Raw genomic sequence first — 19,967 nt, forward strand, 5'->3', positions numbered from 1 at the left:
GCTGTTGAACCGGCGTCAAGTAAAGTGCGGGCATGGCCGCGAACCAGGGGGAGCGCACCCGCCGCCGACTCAGTACCGAGGAGCGCAGGGAGCAACTCCTGTCGGTCGGCGCGCGCCTGTTCTCGGAGAGCCCCTACGACGACGTGTGGATCGAGCAGGTCGCCGAGATCGCGGGCGTCTCCCGTGGGCTGCTGTACCACTACTTCCCCACCAAGCGGGACTTCTTCGCGGCGGTCGTCGAGCGCGAGAGCGAGCGGATGCTGCGCATGACGGCGGCGGTCCCCGGCGTCCCGGTCCGCGAGCGGCTCGCGTCGGGCCTGGACACCTACCTGGAGTACGTGGAGACCCACGCCCACGGCTACCGCGCCTTCCACCGCGCGGACGCGGCCGGCGACCAGGCCGTGCGCAAGGTCTATCAGCGGGCGCTGGCGGCGCAGGAGGGCCAGATCCTGGCGGCCCTCGGCGCCGACCCCGAGTTCGGCCCGGTCTTCGAGGAGCGGCCCGACGTACGGCTGGCGGTGCGGGGCTGGCTGGCCTTCACCACGGCGGTCTGTCTGGAGTGGCTGCGGGGCTCGGACCTGTCACGGGATCAGGTACGGGAGCTGTGCACGCGGGCGCTGTTGGGGGTCATTTCGTACCCGGGGTGATCGTCGGGGAGGTTGTGGCCACGGTCTGCGGTGGACCGTTGACCACTTTCTCAGCTGGGTGTCGACCGCCTGGAGGGATTGGAGGTCAGGCGTGTGACGCCCTTCGCGGCTTCGAGTTGGTGACTTCGCGGTTGCGCCGCTTGAGCTTCGCGTTGCGGGCGACGAGCCTGTCGTAGCGGGTCGGTCTGTCTGGGGCTCCTGGCGTCGCCGGTGCCGAAGACGTGCACCGCGTACTTCTCGGTGCCGGCCTCCTTGTCGGCGGGAACGGTTCGCAGAGCATCGCGCTGCCATGGGAGCTCGGCGAGGGCGTCCACCACCTTGCGCGGATCGACACCGGCGATGCGGCCGACGCGATGGCGTTTGCGATGACGTGCAGGCCGGCCGTCGCCGAGTGGAGGTACCGCTTGCGGAACTCCGGGACGGACAGGGCGTTCTTGGACAGCTCGCGCCGGCCGGGGATGCGCTCAAACGCGAGGCCAAGGAGCTCCACGACCTCGGCCCCAACCGCGGTGAGCGCCTCGTTGCCGGTCAGCCCGGTGGAGGTCACCCGCTTGCGGACGACCGCCGCGAGGTGCGTCTCGCGGGCCTTGGGGGAGCGATCACGGACACCGACACCTGCGGTGGCGGACGCAGCCGACTGCACCCCGGCGGCCTGGTAAAGGCCGGCGAAGTCCGGGTCACGCCCCCGCCGCTCGACTGAGCCGTTCAGCCCTGGCTCCTGGGCTCTGATCGGGAAGAGTCACCCACAAGAGATCCGATGTATGCAGATTCGCTCGATGACGAGTGAGTGATCTTTCCGGCTCGACACACCTCCGCGAACCTCCTGCTTTTCTCCGAACTTTGGGTCAATCTCGTCTCAGCTGTAGACGCGGCCATCGTCGTTCTCCTATAAATCCATCCGATGTCTTCTGTACGGTGACGCGGAGCACGGCCCGCCATGCCGGCGTTCCGCTCCCAGCGCCCTGTCACCCCTCCCCTTGACACATGGAGCCGCACCATGTCCTCTGCCTCCCTCAGCAGGCGCTCTCTGATGAAGGCCGCCGCCCTTGCCGGAGGAGTGGCCGCCTTCGGGCTGCCGCAGGCTTTGTGGCCCTCCACCGCCGAGGCGTACGCCGTCCCCTCGAAGATGGACTGGTGGTACCAGGCCCGGTTCGGGATGTTCATCCACTTCGGGTCGTACTCGCAGCTCGGCCAGGGCGAGTGGGCGTTCACCACCCAGCAGTGGAGCAAGGCGAACTACCAGACCCAGGTCACCCAGAACTTCAACCCGACCCAGTTCAACGCCGCCCAGATCGCCGAGCTGGCCAAGAACGCAGGCATGAAGTACCTCGTGATCACCGCCAAGCACCACGAGGGCTACGCGATGTGGGACTCCAACGTCCCCGGCTTCACCGACACCACCGGCACCAAGCTGTACAACCTGCACGACTACAAGGGCTTCCAGGCCGACCCGCTCATGCAGCTCAAGACCGAGTGCGAGAGCCGCGGGGTCAAGTTCTGCCTGTACTACTCGATCCTCGACTGGAACCACCCGTCCCAGACGGACCGCCACGACAACGGCCTCACGACGATGTCGTCGCTGGCCGCCCGCACGGGCTACATCGCCGACATGAAGGCGCAGCTTCAGGAAATGCTGGACCGCTACGACCCGGCACTGCTGTGGTTCGACGGCGACTGGTTCAACGAGCCGTCCAGCGCCACCCTGCAGGACTGGTGGCTGGAGTCGGACGGCGTCGACCTCTACAACTGGCTGATCTCCCGCAAGCCCGGCCTCATCGTCAACGAACGGGTCAAGCGGGGCCACCGTCTCGGCGACTACGACGTCGCGGAGTTCGGGATACCCGCCGAGCCGATGGGCCGACAGTGGGAGCGGTGCGCCAGCGTGAACGACGCCTGGGGTTACAACGCGTCGAAGGAGAACACCTACAGATCCGTCAAGGACGTCCTCCAAGAGCTCGTCACGGTGGTGTCCCGGGACGGCAACCTCCTGCTGAACATCGGCCCCAAGGGCGATGGCTCGGTCACATCGGGATCCCAGACCGTCCTGAACGGCCTGGCCTCATGGATGGCGACGCACAGCGACAGCGTTCACGGCACCAGCGGCAGCCCGTTCCTCAGCGACCCCGCATGGGGGAGGGTCACCAAGAAGAACGGCAAGCTCTTCGCCCATGTCTTCACCTGGCCCACGAACGGCCAGCTGCAGATCCCGGCGATCGACAACACGATCAGCCGCGTCTATCTGTTGAACAACCCCTCGGTCTCGCTCTCGTACACCGTCACCGACCAGATCAACGTCACCGTGCCGGCCACCGCGCCGAACGCCGACCTCTCCGTGGTGTGCGTCGAGGTCCAGGGCATGCCCAAGAGGGTCTCACCGACGGTGTTCCAGAACGTCGGCTACCAAGGCACCCGCGCCGCTCTGCCGCTGGGCAGCTACACCTCCTCCCAGCTGTCCGCCGCCGGTCTGGGGCCCGCCCAGGCCTCCTCCATCCTGGTGCCCAACGGCTACCAGGTGACGGGCTACTCCGGCGACAACTTCACCGGCACCGCCTGGACGTTCACCTCGAACGCCGCCGACCTTCGGACGACCGGCAACAACGACGCCATCGCCTCGCTGAAGGTGACGTTCAACCCGGCCACGTACTTCCGCCTCGGCAACGCCACGAGCGGCCTGGCGCTGGACAGCGGCGGCAGTTTCAGCAGCGGCTCGAACCTGAAGCAGTGGGAGCCGGTGGACAACGCCAATGTCCAGTGGCAGGCGATCGAACTCGGAAACGGCTACTACAGGCTCGCCAATCGCACCAACGGCCTGGTCGCCGACGGCTGGGGCGCCACCAACAACGGCGACCCGGCCCGGCAGGGCCCCTGGAACGGCGGCACCAACCAGCAGTGGCAGATCACCGACCGCGGCAACGGCCAGTACTCGATCGCCAACCGCGGCACGGGACTGGTCCTCGACGGCGGCGGCATGGTCCCCGCGGGGTCCGTGACCAAGCAGTGGACGTGGACGCAGAGCACCAACCTGATGTGGACGTTCAAGCCGGTCGGCTGACGGGCGAGCCCCTGTGGCATGCCGGCAGTCTTCGTCAGCGGGCGCCTACCAGCCGGTAGGCGCCCGCAGCGCCGTGGTCGACGGCGAGCCCTGTTCGGGGGGCGGTCGTTCAGACGGTGGTGGTGGTGCGGGCGATGGTGTCGGCGAGGTGCGGCAGCGCCGCGGTGTTGCCGTGGATGGCGCTCGCGATCTCTTCGACGCCGACGTCGTCGATGTGGTCGGCGTTGAGGCCGTCCATCGCCCGGCCGCTCCCGGTGGTGCCCGCGCGCCCAAGGCGCCGGTGCAACGTCGCGGCGTGAACAGCCCAGCCGGTCAGGTCCCCACGGCGAAGCCATTTCCCCCGTAGTCGGTCGCGATGCCCCAAGCAGCGCGGTCATCGACCGCCCGCACACAGGGGTGGGGGAAGGGCTCTTGCGGGTGGTTGGCGTGGGCACGGATCTCCGATAGGTTAGGCAAGGCTTACCTAAGGAGGTTCTGGGATGGGTGACAGCCAAAGCTGGGCGGCCGTGCCTTCCGCCGCCGAGCGGGCCCGTTCGGTGCTCGCGGCCTCGTGGTCCTGCGCGGTGACCGCGGACGGCGGGCGCGAGGAGTTCGTCGGCGCGCACACCGTCGACGCGGACGGCCGGGTGATCCTGCGGGTGCCCGAGGACAGCGCCCTGCTCACGGCGGCGATCTGCGCGCCCCGCGGCGAGCCGTCCGCCGTTCTGGAGTTCGCGGACGTGGCGCCCGTTCCCGTGCGCAGCCGTATCCGCGCCCGGCTCTGGCTCGCCGGCTGGTTCACGCCCGAGGACGGCCACCTCGCCTTCCACGCCGCCCGCGTCGTGCTGAAGCCGGCCACCGGCGCGGTCGTCGTCGCCCTCGAGGAGTTCGCGGAGGCCGAGCCCGACCCGCTCGCCACCGCCGAGGCCCAGCTGCTCACACATCTCGCCGACGCCCACCCCGACGCCGTGGAGCGGCTCATCCGGCTCGTCCGGCGGGACAGCCTGCACGGCGCCGTCCGTGTCCAGCCGCTCGCCGTCGACCGGCACGGGCTGACGCTGCGCATCGAGCGCGCCGGCGCCCACGGCGACGTGCGCCTGCCCTTCCACGCCCCCGCCGACGACGTCGCGCAGCTCACCGAGCGCATGCACGTCCTGCTCACCCAGGCCGCCGAAGCCTGCCCGCGCGCCCTACAGCGGCAGCGCACAGACGGCGACGGGTGACGCGAACGGCTCGCCCGCGAGCCGCAGTCCACCGTTCGTGCCGTCCACCCGGAACACGCTGACGCTGCTGGAGCGCTGGTTGGCGGCGAACAGCAGGCCGCCGTCCGGCGAGAGGGCGATCTGCCGGGGGAAGTCCCCTTCCACCGGCACCGTGCCGAGCAGCCGCAGCCGGGCCCCGTCCGCCTCCACGGCGTAGCGCGCCAGGCTGTTGTCGCCGCGGTTGGCGAGGAAGGCGTACGCGCCGTCCGACGCGACCGCCAGCTGCGCCGGGTAGTTGGTGCCCGCCTTGGCGCCCGTGGGCTGCGGCTTCCCGATCGTCAGCCGGCCGCTCGACGCTTCGTAGGCGCAGACCGCGACCGTGTCGTCGGCCTCGTTGGCGAGGTAGGCGTACCGGCCGCCGGGATGGAACGTCAGGTGGCGCGGACCGGCGCCCGCCCGGGTGTGCGCCTGCGCGACCTCCGTGAGCGTCCCCGCCTTCTCGTCCAGGCGGTAGCTGTACACGGTGTCGGTGCCGAAGTCGACGGCGAGGACATGGCCGCCGTCCGGGGCCGTGATGAACTGGTGTGCGTGCGGCCCCTGTTGGCCCTTCCGGGGCGCCGGACGGGTGTGTGTGACCCGGTCGGTGCGCTCACCGAGCGCCCCCGAGGCGTCGATCGGGTGCACGGCCACACTGCCCGAGCCGAAGTCGGCACTCAGCAGCCACCGCCCGCCCGGATGGACGGACAGATGGCAGGGATACGTCCCGCCCGTGGCCCGGCTGCCCAGCACCTTCTCGTCGGACAGCCGTACGGCGGTCACGGCACCCGCCTCGCGTTCGTTCACCGCGTACAGCGTTCGGCCGTTCGGGTGCACCGCGAGGTACGACGGGTCCGGGACGCCGGTGATCGTGCCCCGGCCGGTGATCCGCCCCGAGCCGGGGTCGTACGAGGCGACACCGATGCCCTTCCCGCCGCCCTCGGCGGAGGTGTAGGTGCCCAGGTAGAGGGGCCGGGGGCCGGACGAGGTCGGCGAGGCCGCCGGCGTGGACCGTGGCGACGCGGACGACGACGGCTGCTGGGGCGGCGCGGCCTGCGGCGCTTCCTCGGTCTCGGGTGAGCCGCCGTCGCCGTCGCTGCCGCACCCGGCCAGGACCGACGCCGCCGCGCCGCCGAGCACCCCGACGAAGCGGCGCCTGCTCCAGCGTCCGCCACTCTCGGCTTCGCTCGAGCGGGGGGACCCCCCTCGCGCCGCTTCCGTCCCACTGCCCATGGCCCGCACCTCAGGTCGTCGTACGCATCCGCCGTGACAGCCACCTTGACCCCGACCGGCCGTCGAACGCAAAAGCGGAAGCCCGGCGGGGTGTGTGGACGACGGGGGAGCGGCCCTACCAGTCGCCGTCCTCCACCGGCTTCCCCGGCGCGTCCTTGAGGTGGTGCACCTGCCCGGGGGCGGGCTGCTGCCACGGGTCCAGGTCGGCGCCGAGCCACTCGCCGACCGGCTGCACGGCGGCCAGGGTGTCGCTGGGGGCGACATCGTGCGCGTCGTTGTCGTAGTAGTCGTACCAGGGGAGCCCGGCCTTGGTGTACGCGGCGCGGTCCACCGGGGACGGCGGGGGCTCCTCGCCGGTGATGCGGCGCCACTCCGGGGGCGTCACCAGGTGCACGAAGACCCGCGCGGCGGGCCGCTCCGCGTAGTCCGTGAGGGAGCGGACGTCCTTGTAGACCTCCTGCCGCATCGAACCGCCCACGCCCAGGCCCATCGCTGCGGCCGCCCGGCTACGGGGAGCGCTCCCCGCAGCGGGAGCCGCGGCGGCCGCCATCGGGGGCGCACCGGGCGCGGGCGGGGCGCCGTACCCGCCGCCGATCGGACCCGGCGGCCTCGGGGCCGGATGGCGGCGCTCCGCCTCGCGCCACTCGGCGCGCTTGGCCTCGTTCAGCGGGAACGACTGGAGCTGGACCCCGCCCCAGACCTCCTCGCCGGTGACCTGGCCCTCCACGGTCGCCCCGAGACCCAGCGGCACCGCCACGAACTGGCGCACCGTGCCCCGGCCCGAGTTGATGCCGTCCAGCCAGGGCTGACGAGGCAGCGTGACGTAGTTCTGCGGGTCACGGGAGAGCCGGTCGCTCCACGGTTTGCCGGAGACCGCGCACACCTTGCCCGCCCCGACCTGGAGGGCGGCCGGTTCCGTCGAGCCCGCGAAGCTCAGCCACATCGCCTCACGCAGGTACATCGGCAGCAGCACGCCGCCGCGCGCCAGCCACTCGGCGGGCACCGTGTCGGGGTGGTCGCAGACCCGGCGGACCGGGAACACGCCGAGGCCGGGCGGCAGGTCGTGCGTGCCCTTCTCCGGCAGCCGCAGCGTCCGCATGAACCGCACCACCACCCCGCCCGGCAGCCTCAGCGTGTCCCCGTCGATCCGTACAGTGGTGTCGGCCATCGGCCCGCCCTCTCGCATCCCGCGCCGGCCCCGTCCCGGCGATCCCTCGGAGAGAACGCCGTCAGATCCCCGTACGGTTCCGCCACAGCTGCTCCTGAACGCCCAGGCGCTCTCGCAGCCGGGTCAGACGTGGCATGCGCTCGCGCTGTTCCCGTGACACGCGGTCCAGCTCCTCCAGCAGACGGCGGGAGCGGTGCTCGGTGTCGAGTTCGTCGAGGATGCGGTTCACCTCGGTCAGCACCGCGCCGTGCAGCTGCCACTGGCGGGCGTCGTGCTGGAGCTGCTCCAGCAGCAGCTGGGCGAGCTTGTCGCGGGTGGAGGCGGCCTGCCGCAGCTCGGCGGTGAGCCGCGCCTCGGCGGCGTCCGCGTTGAGGCTGACGCTCGTGGTCACCAGCACCGCGAAGCTGACCACCGCGTCGGCGATCTCGCACAGCAGCCGCTCCACGGCCTCGCCGGTCTCGGGCGGGAACAGCGGCTGTGGATCGCGCTCCTTGGCGAGGTCGGTGAGGGTCCGGGCGAGCACCCGCAGGACGACCGTGCAGATCTCCAGGGTGTCCAGACCGGTCCGCAGCACCACCCGGTGCAGCAGCCCCTCACGCACGCGTGGATTGAGCCGCAGGCTGTCCTCGGCCTGCCGCAGGGCCGCGTCCACCTGGACGACGTCGTGGTCCAGACGGCGCGCCTCGTGCAGCCGGGCGGCCGCCCGCTCGACCGGGGTACGGCCGGCCGCCTCCTCGCCGATGCGCAGCATCAGCTGCCGCAGCCGGCGGGCCAGTCCCTCGATCGACTCGCCCGCCTCCTCCACCCACACCGGAGGCGGCAGCAGCACATTGCAGCCGAGTCCGACGACCGCGCCGATCAGTGTCTCCACCACCCGTGCCCACGCCGTGTCCCCGACGGTGGTCACCCCGAGCACCAGCATGGCGCTGATCGCCACCTCGGGGACGTACTCGTCGACCCGCACCAGATGCCCCACGGCCAGCGACGCCACGATCAGCAGCGCGAGGCTCCACCAGGTCAGGCCCACCAGCAGGCTGAAGGCGATGGCGACGAGAACGCCGGCCACCACCGCGTTCACCCGGCGGATGCCGTTGGTGAGCGTCGCGTACAGGGTGACCTGGACGACCAGCAACGCGGTCAGCGGCGCGGTGAGCGGCAGCGCCTCGGGGCTCAGGCGCAGGGCGACGACATACGCGATCGTGGCCGCGGCGGCGGCCCGCAGCGCCTGGACGACCACAGGTTCCCGGTGGCGCTGCACCAACCGCACGAGCGGCGCCGCACGCTCACTTACATCTCGCATCCCCAGACCAGTTCCCCTTCCCCACCAGCCTCGAACGTTTCCGGCCGCGGGTGAGCCTAGATCTTCCCCGGCGGCCGGGGAAGAGCAGGCAGGCCAGGGCGGGCCAGGAAGGCCATGGGGCAGGCCCCCGTGGTCGTCCCCCGGCCACCCGCATCCGGTGACGGTGGGCCGCCGGATGGTCTCACCGCGTCCGACGCGTGAGGCTCGGATCATGAATCGTCACCGGACCGGATCAGGCATCGGGATCGTCCTCGCCCTGCTCGGCACGCTCTGCGTGGCGACGGTCGCCGCGCCGGCCGGCGCCTCTGCCCGGAACGCCACGAACGCCTCGAACGCTTCGAACGCAGCCTCCGCCACGAACGCCACATCCGGTGCGGATGTCGCGGACGCCCGTACCGTCGTGGCCGCCCTCGACCGAGCCGCCCACCCTCTGCGCACCGTCGAACCCGGCGGCGACACCGCCGACCTGCGGGCGCTGGACGCGATGACCGGCGACGCCGCGGTGGTCGGACTCGGCGAGGCCACCCACAGCAGCCACGACTTCTTCGCCCTCAAGGACCGCGTCTTCCGCCACCTCGTCGAGGAGCGCGGCTTTCGCACCTTCGCCCTGGAGGCCCCCTGGAGCACGGGCCTGCGCCTCGACGACTACGTCGTGCACGGCAAGGGCGACCCGGCGCGCATCATGAGCGAGGAGTTCCAGCGCGACTACCTGTGGTGGAACAACACGGACTACCTCGGGCTCGTGAAGTGGATGCGGGCCTACAACGTCCGCCACGCCGAGGACCCGGTGCGGTTCATGGGCGACGACATCGCCTGGACCGGACCAGAGGTGTACGACGAGGTCACCGCCTACGTGGCCGCCCACCACCCGCAGCTGTCGGCCCGTCTCGCGGAGCTCTACCGGGGACTGCGGCCCACCACGGCCACCGGCGCCTACATCGAGGAGTACCTGAACAAGCCCTACGCGCAGCGCGTCGAGATGGCCGAACGCACCGGCCGGGCACTGGAGCTGCTGCGCCGGCGGCAGCCGGGCGCGGACCGGGAGGCGTACGACCGGATGCTCCGGAACGCCACCGCCATCGACCGGACCGCCGGCCAGTACGCCTTCGACTACGTCGACCCGGCCCAGCTCGCGGCCGCGATGCGCTACCGCGACGAGGCGATGGCCGACAACGTGGTGTCGTGGCGGGAGCACACCGGCACGAAGGTGCTGCTGTCCGCGCACGACACGCACGTCGGGTACGTGCCCGCCGACCCCGCCCACTACCCCAAGCAGCAGGGCGCGTTCCTGCGCGACAGCCTCGGCGCCGGGTACGTCAGTGTCGGCGTGACCTTCGACCGGGGCTCGTTCAACGCCACCGGCCCCGACGGGGACATCCGGCGCTGGACGCTGGGTCCGGCGGCACCGGGAAGCAACGAGTGGACTCTCGACCGGGTGCGGTACCGCGACTACGCCGTGGACCTGCGCTCGGTCGGCGAACCGGCCCGCACCTGGCTGTCACGGGCCCGGCCCACGCGCAGCATCGGCACCGACTACCCGGACACCATGCCCGACGTGGCTCTCGCGGCCACCCACGACGTCCTGATCCACCTTCACCGGGTGGAGGCGGCGCGGTTGCGCGACCGGTAGCCGGCGACCTTCGCCTGGTCGCCGCAGCGGTCCATGGAGCACCAGCGGCGGCGGGCCCGGGAGTCGTCGAGGAAGAGCCGGGAACAGTCCGGCTTCCAGCTCACCGGCCTGCAACTGCACGGCTGGGACCCGCGGCCGGACCTGTGCGAGCCGGCCGAGCGGGTGGCCGCGGGCGACTACCGGGTCCCGGTCGAGACCGTCCCGCCCCTGGGGCAGGCGCGCGCCGCGCGCGAGCGGCTGGAGAGCCGGGACAACCGGGGCAAGATCGTGCTCGCGGTCGGGGAGGGCCGAGGGTCAGGCGTACAGCTTGTCGAGGAAGGCGGACAGGTTGCCCGTCGCGCGGGCGATCTGCTCCGCCGGCGTGAGGCTCTCCTCGAAGCGGGCCCCCGGCTCCAGGGCCTTCTTGCCGCGCAGATAGAGGGAGCACGCCAGGTCCGTGCACATGTACAGACCCACCGAGTTGCCCTCGCGGCCCGCCGCGCCCGCCTTGCGCGCCGTCATCAGCGAGACCCCGCCGCCAGGATGGGTGGTCAGGCACAGCGAGCACATGCCGCGGTGCGGGAAGCCGCGCCGCGAGGTCGGGAAGCGCAGGGTGACACCCATGAGTTGACCCTGCCTTTCGGTCACGAGACAGCTGCGGTCGGGTGCCCCCGGATCTGTCCATCCGAGGAAGTCCAGGTCGTCCCAGGGGAGTTGGTCGAGATCTCGGGGCACGAACAGCCGTTTGGCCTCACCCTTGGAGCAGTTGACGAAGGAGGTACGGATGGCGGGCTCGGTGAGCGGCCTCATGGGGGAGTCTCCTGAAACAGGTGAACCTAGGATGTCTAGGTTTTACCCTAGGGTAGATAGCCTCGGAAGGGGACGCCAGTGAATTTGCGGGCGCGGTCGGCCCTCCGCCACGTCGCCGCCCGCTCCAGGGGCCCGGCTCTCGACCCCGACCTGCGCATCACGCTGAACTTCCACCCGGACCGGGACGCCGGCGGCGCCTCCGTCCTCCGGGCCCTCGCCCGGGACGGCGCCTACCACTCCCAGTTCGTCACCGGCACCAGCAACGGCGGCCTCACCGCGCACCCCGGCGGAGACCGGTGGCGCTGGGAGAGCCGTATCTTCGGCGGGGCCTACGACGATGCCGACCCGCGCGAGCGACCCGTGTACGGCGCGCTCGACTTCCGCCGCCAAGTGGTGGGCGCGGCCCCGAGGTTCGGTTCCTCCCACTTCCGGCTGACCGCCCGGACGCTCGCCCGCGCCACGTTCTGCTACCCGGACAGCGCGGCCGAGCCCACCGACTTCGGTGTGGCCGCCGGCATGTCCTTGCTGGCGCTGGCCGAAGCGGACGAGCGGGACGCCCTGAACGACTACGTCGAAGCCCACGTCCACGGCGGCGTCGACCTCGCCCGCGACGTGGAGGCCCTGGTCCTGGACGCGAGCTACCGGGGCACGTCCGTCGAGGCCGCGGCCCGCTCGCTGCCCTGCCCGCTCGCCTGGCACCCCGGCTACCGCATCACCGTCGAGGAGCTCTACCGCCACGCCGCCTACCGGGAACGGGAGTACGCCGACCTGGGCGCCCGCATCGCCGAGGACGGCGTGGTCGACCCACGGATCATCGGCGACGCGGCCCGCACCGGCCGGTACGTCCTGCAGGACCTGAAGATGGTGTGGCACACCCTGGCCCGCTTCGGGGCGCCGATGGGAGCGGGTACGGCCGATTCGCCGGAGGACGTGATCGCCCGCGCCCGGGCGGACGCCACTACCGCCGACGCCGCCTACTCGTCGCCGGCCGGCACCGGCGGCCACGCCCCGGCCGAAAGCACACCCAGCGCGTAGGCGCGGGCGACGAGTTCCGTACGGTTGGCCGCGCCCCAGCGCGCGGACAGCCGCCGCAGGTGGTAGGTCACGCCGGCCGCGGTGCGGCCGGTCTCGCGGGCGGCGCGGGCCATGGTGGCGCCCCCGGCGAGCAGCGCGAGGATCCTCGCCCCGGCCGGCGCGCCCCGGACCGGGGAAGCCGCCTCTCGGGGCGCGCGTTCGTCGAGGACACACAACATCACCGGCAGGGCGGGCGTCTCCTCGAAGGTGTCGCTCACCGGGTCCGCCGTCAACTCCCCGTGCCGCTCCATGCCTCCGGGCGCCCGCCGGCACACCGACACCTGGTAGCGCGAGCGGTGCCGCAGCCGCAGCGCCGCGGCGATCCGCTCCACCTGGGTCGCCTCCCGCGGCCGGAACAGCTCCAGCACAGCCCGCCCGCGCAGCCGCCCCGGGATCGTCCCGCACTCGGCGGGCATCGCCGGATTGGCCGGCAGGACGGCGCCGTGGACATCGCACACCGCGACCGGCACCGACACCCGGTCGAAGAGCGGAAGCGCGCGGTTGCGCCACATCACGCGTCCCGCTGTGCCCGCTCACCCATGGACGGGATGCGCCGCCTGCCAGGCCAGTCGCGAGTCCGCGTCCTCCCCGAGACCGGTGAGGAACTCGTCCAGATCCAGGAACTCCTGCCAGACCGGGCGCCCACCCGCCCGTGACAGCTCCGCCACGACCAGGTCCTCCAGCTCGGCGACCCGCTTGTTCTTCCACACTTTGTCGGCCAGGCTCACCAGCAGGTCCTCCGGGCCGACGTCCGGGGTCGTCCAGGAGGCGTGGGTCCCGGCGAACCGTGCCAGTCCGGGGCGCACCCCGCGGGCCAGGAGCAGCTCCCGCCCGGCCTCCTCGTGCCGGGCGCCGGGGCCGGACAGCTCGCCCGGATGCAGGGTCTTGCCGATGTCGTGCGTGGCCGCACCGAACAGCACCGCCTCCCGATCGATGACGAGGGCCGGGCAGTGCCGGCCCGCCCAGTCGACGAGCCGGGCCGCCACGTCGTGCACGGCCCGGAGATGAGCGACCAGCCGGGGCGGCGCACCGATCTCGTCCAGCAGCGCCGCCACCTCCACGGGCAGCGGGCGCAGCACGGGATCCGAGGTCTCGTCCAGGGCGATGGACAGCACGGTGGGGGCGGTGGTCATCCGGCCAGCCTAATGACCGGCGCGGCCTGCCTGACAGCCACCGCCCGGCACTTCCGCAACCCCTCACACGCCTTTCCCGCCGCACGAACATGCAGTGCGACGCCACGGCCCCAGCACCCGAGTGGATCACGCTGGATCCCGGCACGTCGACGACCGCACACCCGTGGTCATGGTGGCCGTCGGCACCGGTCGCGCGCCATTGCGCGGCGTCGTCGCCGACCGCACGGCGGCCCTCGCCGCGGGCGCCGAACTCCCGCCCGCCGTCTGCTACTTCGGTGAGACGTGCCGGACGCCGACTTCCTGCACGCCGACCTCCTGCACGCCGACTTCCTGCACGCCGAGGAGCTGCGCGCCCTTCGAGACCACCGGGGCGGTCTCGCCCCGCCCGGCCTTGAGCGCGGCCCCCGAGGACGGGATGCTGTTCGTCCAGCACCGCATGACCGCCGAGGCCGACGAGGCCCGGCGCCTGCCGGCCCAGGGAGCCCGGGTGCATGTGTGCGGCGACGGCTCGCGGATGGCGCCGGGCGTCCGGGACGCGTTCCGTACCCTGTACCGGGACCGCACGCCCGGCGCCGACGACACGGCCGCCGAGGCATGGCTCAACCGGCTGGTCTCGGACGGGCGTTACGTCGAGGACGGGTACGCGGCCGGCCGACCGGGAGGAAGGGATGGACGGGTGACGGATTCCTGGGCACGGGCCCGGAACGCGCTGGAGGCGGCGGGGATCCCGCCCGACCGTCTGGCCCACCTCGGACCGCTCGGCGGCGGCACGTACAACACCGTCGAGGAGCTCCGCCTCACGGACGGCGACCGCTACGTACTGAAGGTCGCGCCCACGGCGCCGGGCCTGAGCTACGAGAGCCGACTGCTTCTCGGCGAGGCGGAGTTCTGCCGCGGGGCGGCCGAGGCCGGCGTCCCGGCGCCCAGGGTCGTGGCCCTCGACGAGGCCTGGCTGCTGATGACGGTGTCCCCGGGCGCCCCCTGGAACGATTCGCTCACCACGGCCGAACAGGCGGAGCTACGAGGAGAGTTGGGCCGTCAGGTCGCCCGTCTGCACGAGGTGACCGGGCCCGGCTTCGGCTACCCCACCGGCGCCTTCGGCCCGCTCGCCCCCGACTGGCGCACCGCGTTCACGGCGATGGTCGACGCTGTCCTGGCCGACGCCCGCCACTACGGTGCCTGGCTGCCCCGTCCCGTCGACGAGGTGGCCGCCGTCGCCCGCACCGCGTACGACGCCCTCGACGAGGTCACCGTCCCGCGCCTGGTCCACTTCGACCTGTGGCCGGGCAACGTCCTGGTCGACCATGCCGACGGCAGAGCCCGGATCGGGGGACTCATCGACGGTGAGCGGATGTTCTGGGGCGACCCGATCGCGGACTTCGTCTCCCTGGCGCTGCTGGGGGACATCAGGAAGGACGAGGCGTTCCTGGGGGGCTACCGCGACGCCGGAGGCCACGCCGCGTTCGACGCGTCCGCCCGGCTGCGTCTCGCCCTCTACCGCGCCTACCTCTACCTGATCATGCTCGCCGAGACGGTTCCGCGGGCGGTCGGCGCGGATCAGGAGCGGTGGGTGCGGGAGAGGGTCGCACCGGAACTCATGGCGGCGCTGGGCGAGATCGAGGCCGCGGACGTCTCTCGGCTCACATCGTGAACTGAGGGTCGGAGGAATGGCGCGGCGCACCCTGCCGCAGGGGTATGTTGCAGGTCGGGCTGGGTGCGAGAGGGAGCGGCGTGACGGGGCGGAGCGGGCGCACGGTACGCGATCTGAGGCGGGCCAACCGTGCGGCCGTACTGCAACGGCTCTACTTCGACGGACCCCTCAGCCGCTTCGAACTCGGGCCGGCCACCGGCCTGAGCTCCGGTTCGATCAGCAACGTCGTCGCCGACCTGGTCGCCGACGGGCTGGTGGAGGAGGCCGGCAGCGTCGACTCCGACGGGGGCCGTCCCCGCATGCTGCTGCGCGTGGCCCCCGGCAGTGGCCACATGATCGGCGTGGACATCGGAGAGACCCGGGTGCGGATCGGGCTGTTCGACCTGACTCTCACCGAACTCGCCCGTACGGAACGGCCGTTGAAGCAGCGGCGGTACGAGGTCGACGGGATCGTCGGCCACGTCCGGGACGGGATCACCGAGGTGCTGGCCGCGGCCGGCATCGCCCCCGAACAGCTCCTCGGGGTCGGTATCGGCGTACCCGGCATCGTCGAGCACACCCCCGAGGACGGCGCCGTCGTGCACGGCCAGACCATCGGCTGGGACGCCGTCCGCCTGGAGGCACTCCTGCGGGATAGCTCGCCGCTCCCCGGGGCCGTTCCGTACTTCATCGACAACGGCGCCAAGACCCTCGGCCAGGCCGAGATGTGGTTCGGCGGCGGACGCGGCGCGCACAGCGCGGTCGTCGTCCTCTTCGGCTCGGGCGTCGGCGCCTGCCTCGTCGCCCCCGAGGCGGAGCACGGCCGGGCCGTCGAATGGGGGCACCTCACGGTCCGGGTGCGCGGCCGCCGCTGCCGCTGCGGCGCCCTCGGCTGCCTGGAGGCCTACGCGGGCGCCGAGGCGCTGCTGGAACGCTGGCGCGAGCAGGGGGGCCGGCCGCCGGAGGGCGCGGACGAGGAGACCGCCCTGACGGCGATGCTGGCCGCCGCCTACCCGGCCACGGGGTCCGAACCGTGCGACCCGGTCGCGTCGGCCGTTCTGGAGGAGACCGCGGAGTACCTGGGCGCGGGCCTCTCCGACCTGATCAATCTCTTCCAGCCCGAGCGCATCCTCATCGGCGGCTGGGCCGGCCTGCAACTCGGCGCCCGCTTCCTGCCCGCCGTCCGCCGCCACGCCACCGCGTACGCGCTGCGCCACCCGGCGCGGAAGGTCACCGTCGAGCTGGGCCGGCTGGGCCCCGACGCGGTCACCGTCGGCGCGGCGATCCTCCCGCTCGCCGACTTCTTCGGCCGCGGCGGCCGCCGCCCCGACCCCGCCCCCACCGGCCCGTCCCCCGCCTGGCGAACAGCCCTGGAACACCGCACCCCAGGCTGAGCCCGCACGCCCTGCTCACCGCGCGCCCTGCTCACCGCGCGCCCTGCTGACCCGCGGTTTCGGGCAGGGGGGGCGAAGCCCCGCCCCCACGTTTCGCCGGTCGCTCGGGAGGTACTCGCGTGTCGCCCGGGCGATCGTCGTTCGGGGGAGTCGTTCGTTCGCGTCCGGTGCGGCGTGGGCGCGGAGGGAGGACGTCGTGGGCGTACATCGCCACGAAGGCCCCGGTGAGAACGGCGCGCCGATCCCGCGTGACCTGCCGGACCAGCAGGCCGACGGGGGCGAGGACCCCTGGGACGTCGCCGACGCCGAGTCGCCTCGGGAGCCCGCGGAGGACGTCCCGGACACCGATGAGGCGGGCACCGGACGCCAGGGTTCCCCGCGCGCGGACAGCGGTCGGTCCGACCACCCCGTCCCCGACGAGCCGTCCGCCTGAGGAGTTCGCATGGGCATGGCCGACCGGGTCCGTTCATGGCCCGTCCTACGCCAACTCACCGGCGCCGCACCGGCCGGGGCAGTGCCGCCAAGTCCGCGCGGACCGAGCGGCTGCGCCCCCGCACCGACACCGCCGACCGCGTCGTCCCGTCGATCTGCCCGTACTGCGCCGTCGGCTGTGGGCAGCAGGTGTATGTCAAGGACGACGAGGTCGTGCAGATCGAGGGGGATCCTGCGTCGCCCGTCAGTCGTGGGCGGCTCTGTCCCAAGGGGTCGGCCACCCTTCAGCTGACCACCGGCCCCGCCCGCCGCCACCAGGTCCTCTACCGCCGCCCGCACGGCACCGACTGGGAACCCCTCGACCTGGACACGGCCATGGACATGGTCGCCGACCGGGGTGTCCGCACCCGGCGCGAGACCTGGCAGTGGGATGGGCATGCGCACCGCCCGCACCATGGGCATCGCCAGCCTCGCCGGAGCGACCCTTGACAACGAGGAGAACTACCTCATCAAGAAGCTGCTGACCGGCCTCGGCGTCGTTCAGGTGGAGAACCAGGCCCGGGTCTGCCACAGCTCCACCGTCGCCGGCCTCGGCACCTCCTTCGGCCGCGGCGGCGCCACGACGTTCATGCAGGACCTCCAGCACGCCGACTGCATCGTCATCGAGGGCTCCAACTTCGCCGAGTGCCACCCGGTCGGCTTCCAGTGGGTGATGGAGGCGAAGAAGCGCGGCGCGACGATCATCGACGTCGACCCGCGCTTCAACCGCACCAGCGCACTGTCCGACCTCTACGTCCCGATCCGCGCCGGCACCGACATCGCCTTCCTCGGCGGGATCATCAACCATGTCCTCACCGAGGAGAAGGAGTTCCGCGAGTACGTCCTGAGGTACACCAACGCCGCCACCCTGGTCGGCGAGGACTTCCGCGACACCGAGGACCTCGACGGCGTCTTCTCCGGCCTCGACGAGGAGAAGGCGCACTACGACCCCCGCACCTGGCAGTACGAGGGCGTCGAGGTGCAGCAGCCCACCGGTGAGGTCGACGAGCAGTACGAGGACCGCACCGGCAGGGCGTCCGGCCCCGAGGCGCACGGCTCCGGCGGCGCCCGCACAGGCCACCGCGCCCCCACCGACGAGACGCTCCGGCACCCGCGCTGCGTCTACCAGAGCCTCAGGCGCCACTACGCCCGCTACACCCCCGAGAGGGGCGAGGAGATCTGCGGCATCCCGCGCGCGACCTTCCGCCGCGTCTGCGACGCGCTGACCGCCAACTCCGGCCCCGAGCGCACCAGCGCCTTCGTCTACGCCGTCGGCTGGACGCAGCACTCGACCGGCAACCAGTTCATCCGCGCCGCGAGCGTGCTCCAGCTGCTGCTGGGCAACATCGGCCGACCCGGCGGTGGCATCCAGGCGCTGCGCGGCCACGCCTCCATCCAGGGCTCCAGCGACATCCCCACCCTCTTCAACCTGCTGCCGGGCTCTCCCCATGCCGCACGCCCACACCCACATGGACCTCGACGACCATGTCGCGGCCACCCGCACGGAGAAGGGCTTCTGGGCGAAACATGCGCGCCTACATGGTCAGCCTCCTCAAGGCCTACTACGGCGACGCGGCCACCCCCGACAACGACTTCTGCTTCGACCACCTGCCGCGCCTGACCGGCTCCCACTCCACCTACGACACGGTGCCGGCCCAGCTCGACGGCGCGTGCAAGGGCTACTTCCTGCTCGGCGAGAACCCGGCCGTCGGCTCCGCCAACACCCGCCTGCAACGCCTGGGCATGGCGAACCGACGAGTACCCGGCCGGGCCCTGCGCACGCGGCGATGCCCCGCCGCCGAACCGGCCGTGCTCGACGTGCCCGAGCTCGTCGTGCCCGTGCCCGTGCCCGTGCTCGTGCCCGTGCCCGTGCCCGAGCTCGTCGTGCCCGTGCTCGTCGTCCACCGCGACCCGCGGAAGAGGGCGGCGGGGAGTGACGCGGACCGGCCCCTACGCGCCGAACGCGTTCACGCCCGTCAGCTCGGCGGACAGCTCCCACAGCCGCGCCGCCTGCTCCGGGTCTGTCGCCCAGGCCTTGACGCCGGAGCGTTCGTCGCCGTCGACGGCGGGCTCGGCGATGTCGCAGTCCTCGAGGTAGACGCCGCCCATCCCGGCCAGCTGCGGCGAGGTCGCCGCCCACACCTGGGTGGCCGCGCCCTGCTCCGGGGTCTTGAAGCCCTGCGGGTTGAGTACGTTCCCGTCCTCGTCGATCCACCCGCGCTCCACCATCTCCTGCTTGGGGATGTGCCGCTGCAGGGGCGTGATGATGCCGCCGGGGTGCAGGGAGAAGGCGCGCACGCCCCGGTCCCGGGCCAGCCGGTCCAGGTGGACGGCGAAGAGCACATTCGCGGTCTTGGCCTGCCCGTACGCCTCCCACTTGTCGTAGCCCCGGCGCCACTGGACGTCGTCCCAGCGCATCCCCGAGAAGTGGTGGGCGCGCGAGGAGACGGACACGACCCGCGCGCCGCCGGGCTCGATCGCCGGCCACAGGCGGTTGACGAGGGCGAAGTGGCCGAGGTGGTTCGTGGCGAACTGGGCCTCCCAGCCGGGGCCGACCCGGGTCTCGGGGCAGGCCATGATCCCGGCGCTGTCGATGACGAGGTCGATGCTGCGGCCGGAGGCGAGGAACCGCTCGGCGAAGGCGCGCACGCTGTCCAGGTCGCCGAGGTCGAGCTCTTCCGTCTCGACGTCGTCGAGGCCGACGAGGTTCTCGCGGGCCGCCGCCGGGCGCCGCGCGGGGACGACGACGTGGGCACCGGCCTTGGCGAGCGCGCGGGTCGTCTCCAGGCCCAGCCCGGAGTACCCGCCCGTGACCAGGGCCAGCTTCCCGGTCAGGTCGACGCCCCGCAGGACCTCGTCGGCGGTGCTTGTGGCGCCGAAGCCCGAGCCGATCTTGTGCTGTGCGGTGCCGTTGCTGTGCGTGTCGCTGTTGCTCATGACCTGAACGCTACGAATTGGAGTGCTCTCGAAGTCAAGTGCGACCGTGGTCCGCGGTCCCGGACAGGAGAAAGCCCCGACCGGACGGGGGAATCACGGTCGGGGCGGCCAAGCGGTGGGCGCGGATGGCGGTCGCCTCTCGGCGAGGGCTCCACAGGGCTTCAGCCGAACGATCGTCCCTGTGGGCAAAAGGTGAGGCCCGGGGACACTGTCCCATCCGCACCCACGGTTGGTTCAACGGGGAACTACCGGTGGGTGTTCCGGGGTCCGGCCGTGGCGCGCGGTGATGTGT

At 72.4% G+C, this 19,967-nt stretch carries 18 protein-coding genes and 3 pseudogenes; 12 read left to right on the forward strand and 9 right to left on the reverse strand.

The features are described 5' to 3' along the window. Nucleotides 1-32 precede the first annotated feature (32 nt). From OG289_RS45330 to OG289_RS45340, 3 genes are all read left to right on the forward strand, one after another. Nucleotides 33-647, forward strand: a complete 615-nt coding sequence (locus OG289_RS45330; protein ID WP_327319852.1) for a TetR/AcrR family transcriptional regulator — start codon at nt 33-35, stop codon at nt 645-647. Nucleotides 648-1,038: 391 nt separating this feature from the next. Next, nucleotides 1,039-1,347, forward strand: coding sequence for a hypothetical protein (locus tag OG289_RS45335; RefSeq protein WP_327319853.1), 309 nt, complete (start codon nt 1,039-1,041; stop codon nt 1,345-1,347). A 297-nt stretch (nt 1,348-1,644) separates the two neighbouring features. After that, nucleotides 1,645-3,699 carry an alpha-L-fucosidase gene (locus OG289_RS45340; RefSeq protein ID WP_327319854.1) on the forward strand — a complete coding sequence of 685 codons (2,055 nt, stop codon included), beginning with the start codon at nt 1,645-1,647 and terminating at the stop codon, nt 3,697-3,699. A gap of 109 nt (nt 3,700-3,808) precedes the next feature. Here the strand turns inward: OG289_RS45340 and OG289_RS45345 are convergent, their stop codons facing one another. Continuing rightward, entirely contained in the window at nt 3,809-3,937 is a 129-nt protein-coding gene (locus tag OG289_RS45345) for a hypothetical protein (protein ID WP_327319855.1), read from the reverse strand. Between the two features lie 241 nt (nt 3,938-4,178). Between OG289_RS45345 and OG289_RS45350 the strand changes: the two genes are divergently transcribed. After that, on the forward strand, nt 4,179-4,901 hold the full coding sequence (locus tag OG289_RS45350) for a DUF2470 domain-containing protein (protein ID WP_327319856.1): 723 nt from the start codon (nt 4,179-4,181) through the stop codon (nt 4,899-4,901). Here the strand turns inward: OG289_RS45350 and OG289_RS45355 are convergent. The 3 genes from OG289_RS45355 to OG289_RS45365 form a co-directional block, all read right to left on the reverse strand. Then, nucleotides 4,869-6,149 carry a lactonase family protein gene (locus tag OG289_RS45355; RefSeq protein WP_327319857.1) on the reverse strand — a complete coding sequence of 427 codons (1,281 nt, stop codon included), beginning with the start codon at nt 6,147-6,149 and terminating at the stop codon, nt 4,869-4,871. The two genes, OG289_RS45350 and OG289_RS45355, sit on opposite strands and share 33 nt — an antisense overlap. Nucleotides 6,150-6,264: 115 nt before the next feature. Continuing rightward, nucleotides 6,265-7,317, reverse strand: coding sequence for a hypothetical protein (locus tag OG289_RS45360; protein WP_327319858.1), 1,053 nt, complete (start codon nt 7,315-7,317; stop codon nt 6,265-6,267). Nucleotides 7,318-7,378: 61 nt separating this feature from the next. After that, nucleotides 7,379-8,617 (reverse strand): FUSC family protein, encoded by a 1,239-nt coding sequence (locus OG289_RS45365; RefSeq protein ID WP_327319859.1) that lies wholly within the window; start codon nt 8,615-8,617, stop codon nt 7,379-7,381. A 211-nt stretch (nt 8,618-8,828) separates the two neighbouring features. Here OG289_RS45365 and OG289_RS45370 point away from each other — a divergent pair, with 211 nt between their 5' ends. Then, nucleotides 8,829-10,247 carry an erythromycin esterase family protein gene (locus OG289_RS45370; protein WP_327319860.1) on the forward strand — a complete coding sequence of 473 codons (1,419 nt, stop codon included), beginning with the start codon at nt 8,829-8,831 and terminating at the stop codon, nt 10,245-10,247. Here the strand turns inward: OG289_RS45370 and OG289_RS45375 are convergent. Continuing rightward, nucleotides 10,211-10,351, reverse strand: a complete 141-nt coding sequence (locus tag OG289_RS45375) for a CGNR zinc finger domain-containing protein (protein ID WP_327319861.1) — start codon at nt 10,349-10,351, stop codon at nt 10,211-10,213. The two genes, OG289_RS45370 and OG289_RS45375, sit on opposite strands and share 37 nt — an antisense overlap. Before the next feature lie 37 nt (nt 10,352-10,388). Here OG289_RS45375 and OG289_RS45380 point away from each other — a divergent pair. Next, nucleotides 10,389-10,460, forward strand: a pseudogene (locus OG289_RS45380) (hypothetical protein); the annotation flags it as partial. 81 nt (nt 10,461-10,541) lie between these two features. Here OG289_RS45380 and OG289_RS45385 read toward each other — a convergent pair. Continuing rightward, complete coding sequence (locus OG289_RS45385; RefSeq protein ID WP_327319862.1) at nt 10,542-11,036, reverse strand: FBP domain-containing protein; 495 nt, start codon at nt 11,034-11,036, stop codon at nt 10,542-10,544. 78 nt (nt 11,037-11,114) lie between these two features. On the opposite strand from OG289_RS45385, the gene OG289_RS45390 reads away from it, so the two are divergent. Further along, complete coding sequence (locus OG289_RS45390) at nt 11,115-12,071, forward strand: DUF3626 domain-containing protein (RefSeq protein ID WP_327319863.1); 957 nt, start codon at nt 11,115-11,117, stop codon at nt 12,069-12,071. On the opposite strand, the gene OG289_RS45395 is transcribed toward OG289_RS45390, so the two are convergent. Beyond that, nucleotides 12,011-12,622, reverse strand: coding sequence for a helix-turn-helix transcriptional regulator (locus OG289_RS45395; RefSeq protein WP_327320994.1), 612 nt, complete (start codon nt 12,620-12,622; stop codon nt 12,011-12,013). The two genes, OG289_RS45390 and OG289_RS45395, sit on opposite strands and share 61 nt — an antisense overlap. A 21-nt stretch (nt 12,623-12,643) precedes the next feature. After that, a complete protein-coding gene (locus OG289_RS45400; RefSeq protein WP_327319864.1) occupies nt 12,644-13,243 on the reverse strand; it encodes an HD domain-containing protein in 600 nt (199 codons plus the stop codon). A gap of 145 nt (nt 13,244-13,388) precedes the next feature. Here OG289_RS45400 and OG289_RS45405 point away from each other — a divergent pair. The 5 genes and pseudogenes from OG289_RS45405 to OG289_RS45425 all read left to right on the forward strand — a co-directional run. Then, nucleotides 13,389-13,895 (forward strand): annotated as a pseudogene (locus OG289_RS45405) (reductase); the annotation flags it as partial. A gap of 24 nt (nt 13,896-13,919) precedes the next feature. After that, nucleotides 13,920-14,894: a phosphotransferase family protein gene (locus tag OG289_RS45410; RefSeq protein WP_327320995.1), complete on the forward strand. Its 975-nt coding sequence runs from the start codon at nt 13,920-13,922 to the stop codon at nt 14,892-14,894. A gap of 80 nt (nt 14,895-14,974) precedes the next feature. Further along, complete coding sequence (locus OG289_RS45415; RefSeq protein WP_327319865.1) at nt 14,975-16,267, forward strand: ROK family transcriptional regulator; 1,293 nt, start codon at nt 14,975-14,977, stop codon at nt 16,265-16,267. Between the two features lie 196 nt (nt 16,268-16,463). Next, a complete protein-coding gene (locus OG289_RS45420; protein ID WP_327319866.1) occupies nt 16,464-16,700 on the forward strand; it encodes a hypothetical protein in 237 nt (78 codons plus the stop codon). Nucleotides 16,701-16,709: 9 nt separating this feature from the next. Continuing rightward, nucleotides 16,710-18,490: pseudogene (locus OG289_RS45425) on the forward strand (molybdopterin-dependent oxidoreductase); the annotation flags it as partial. 198 nt (nt 18,491-18,688) lie between these two features. Here the strand turns inward: OG289_RS45425 and OG289_RS45430 are convergent. After that, complete coding sequence (locus OG289_RS45430) at nt 18,689-19,675, reverse strand: SDR family NAD(P)-dependent oxidoreductase (RefSeq protein ID WP_327320996.1); 987 nt, start codon at nt 19,673-19,675, stop codon at nt 18,689-18,691. Between the last annotated feature and the right edge of the window lie 292 nt (nt 19,676-19,967).

Source organism: Streptomyces sp. NBC_01235 (assembly GCF_035989285.1).
In the GTDB taxonomy this organism is placed as follows: domain Bacteria; phylum Actinomycetota; class Actinomycetes; order Streptomycetales; family Streptomycetaceae; genus Streptomyces.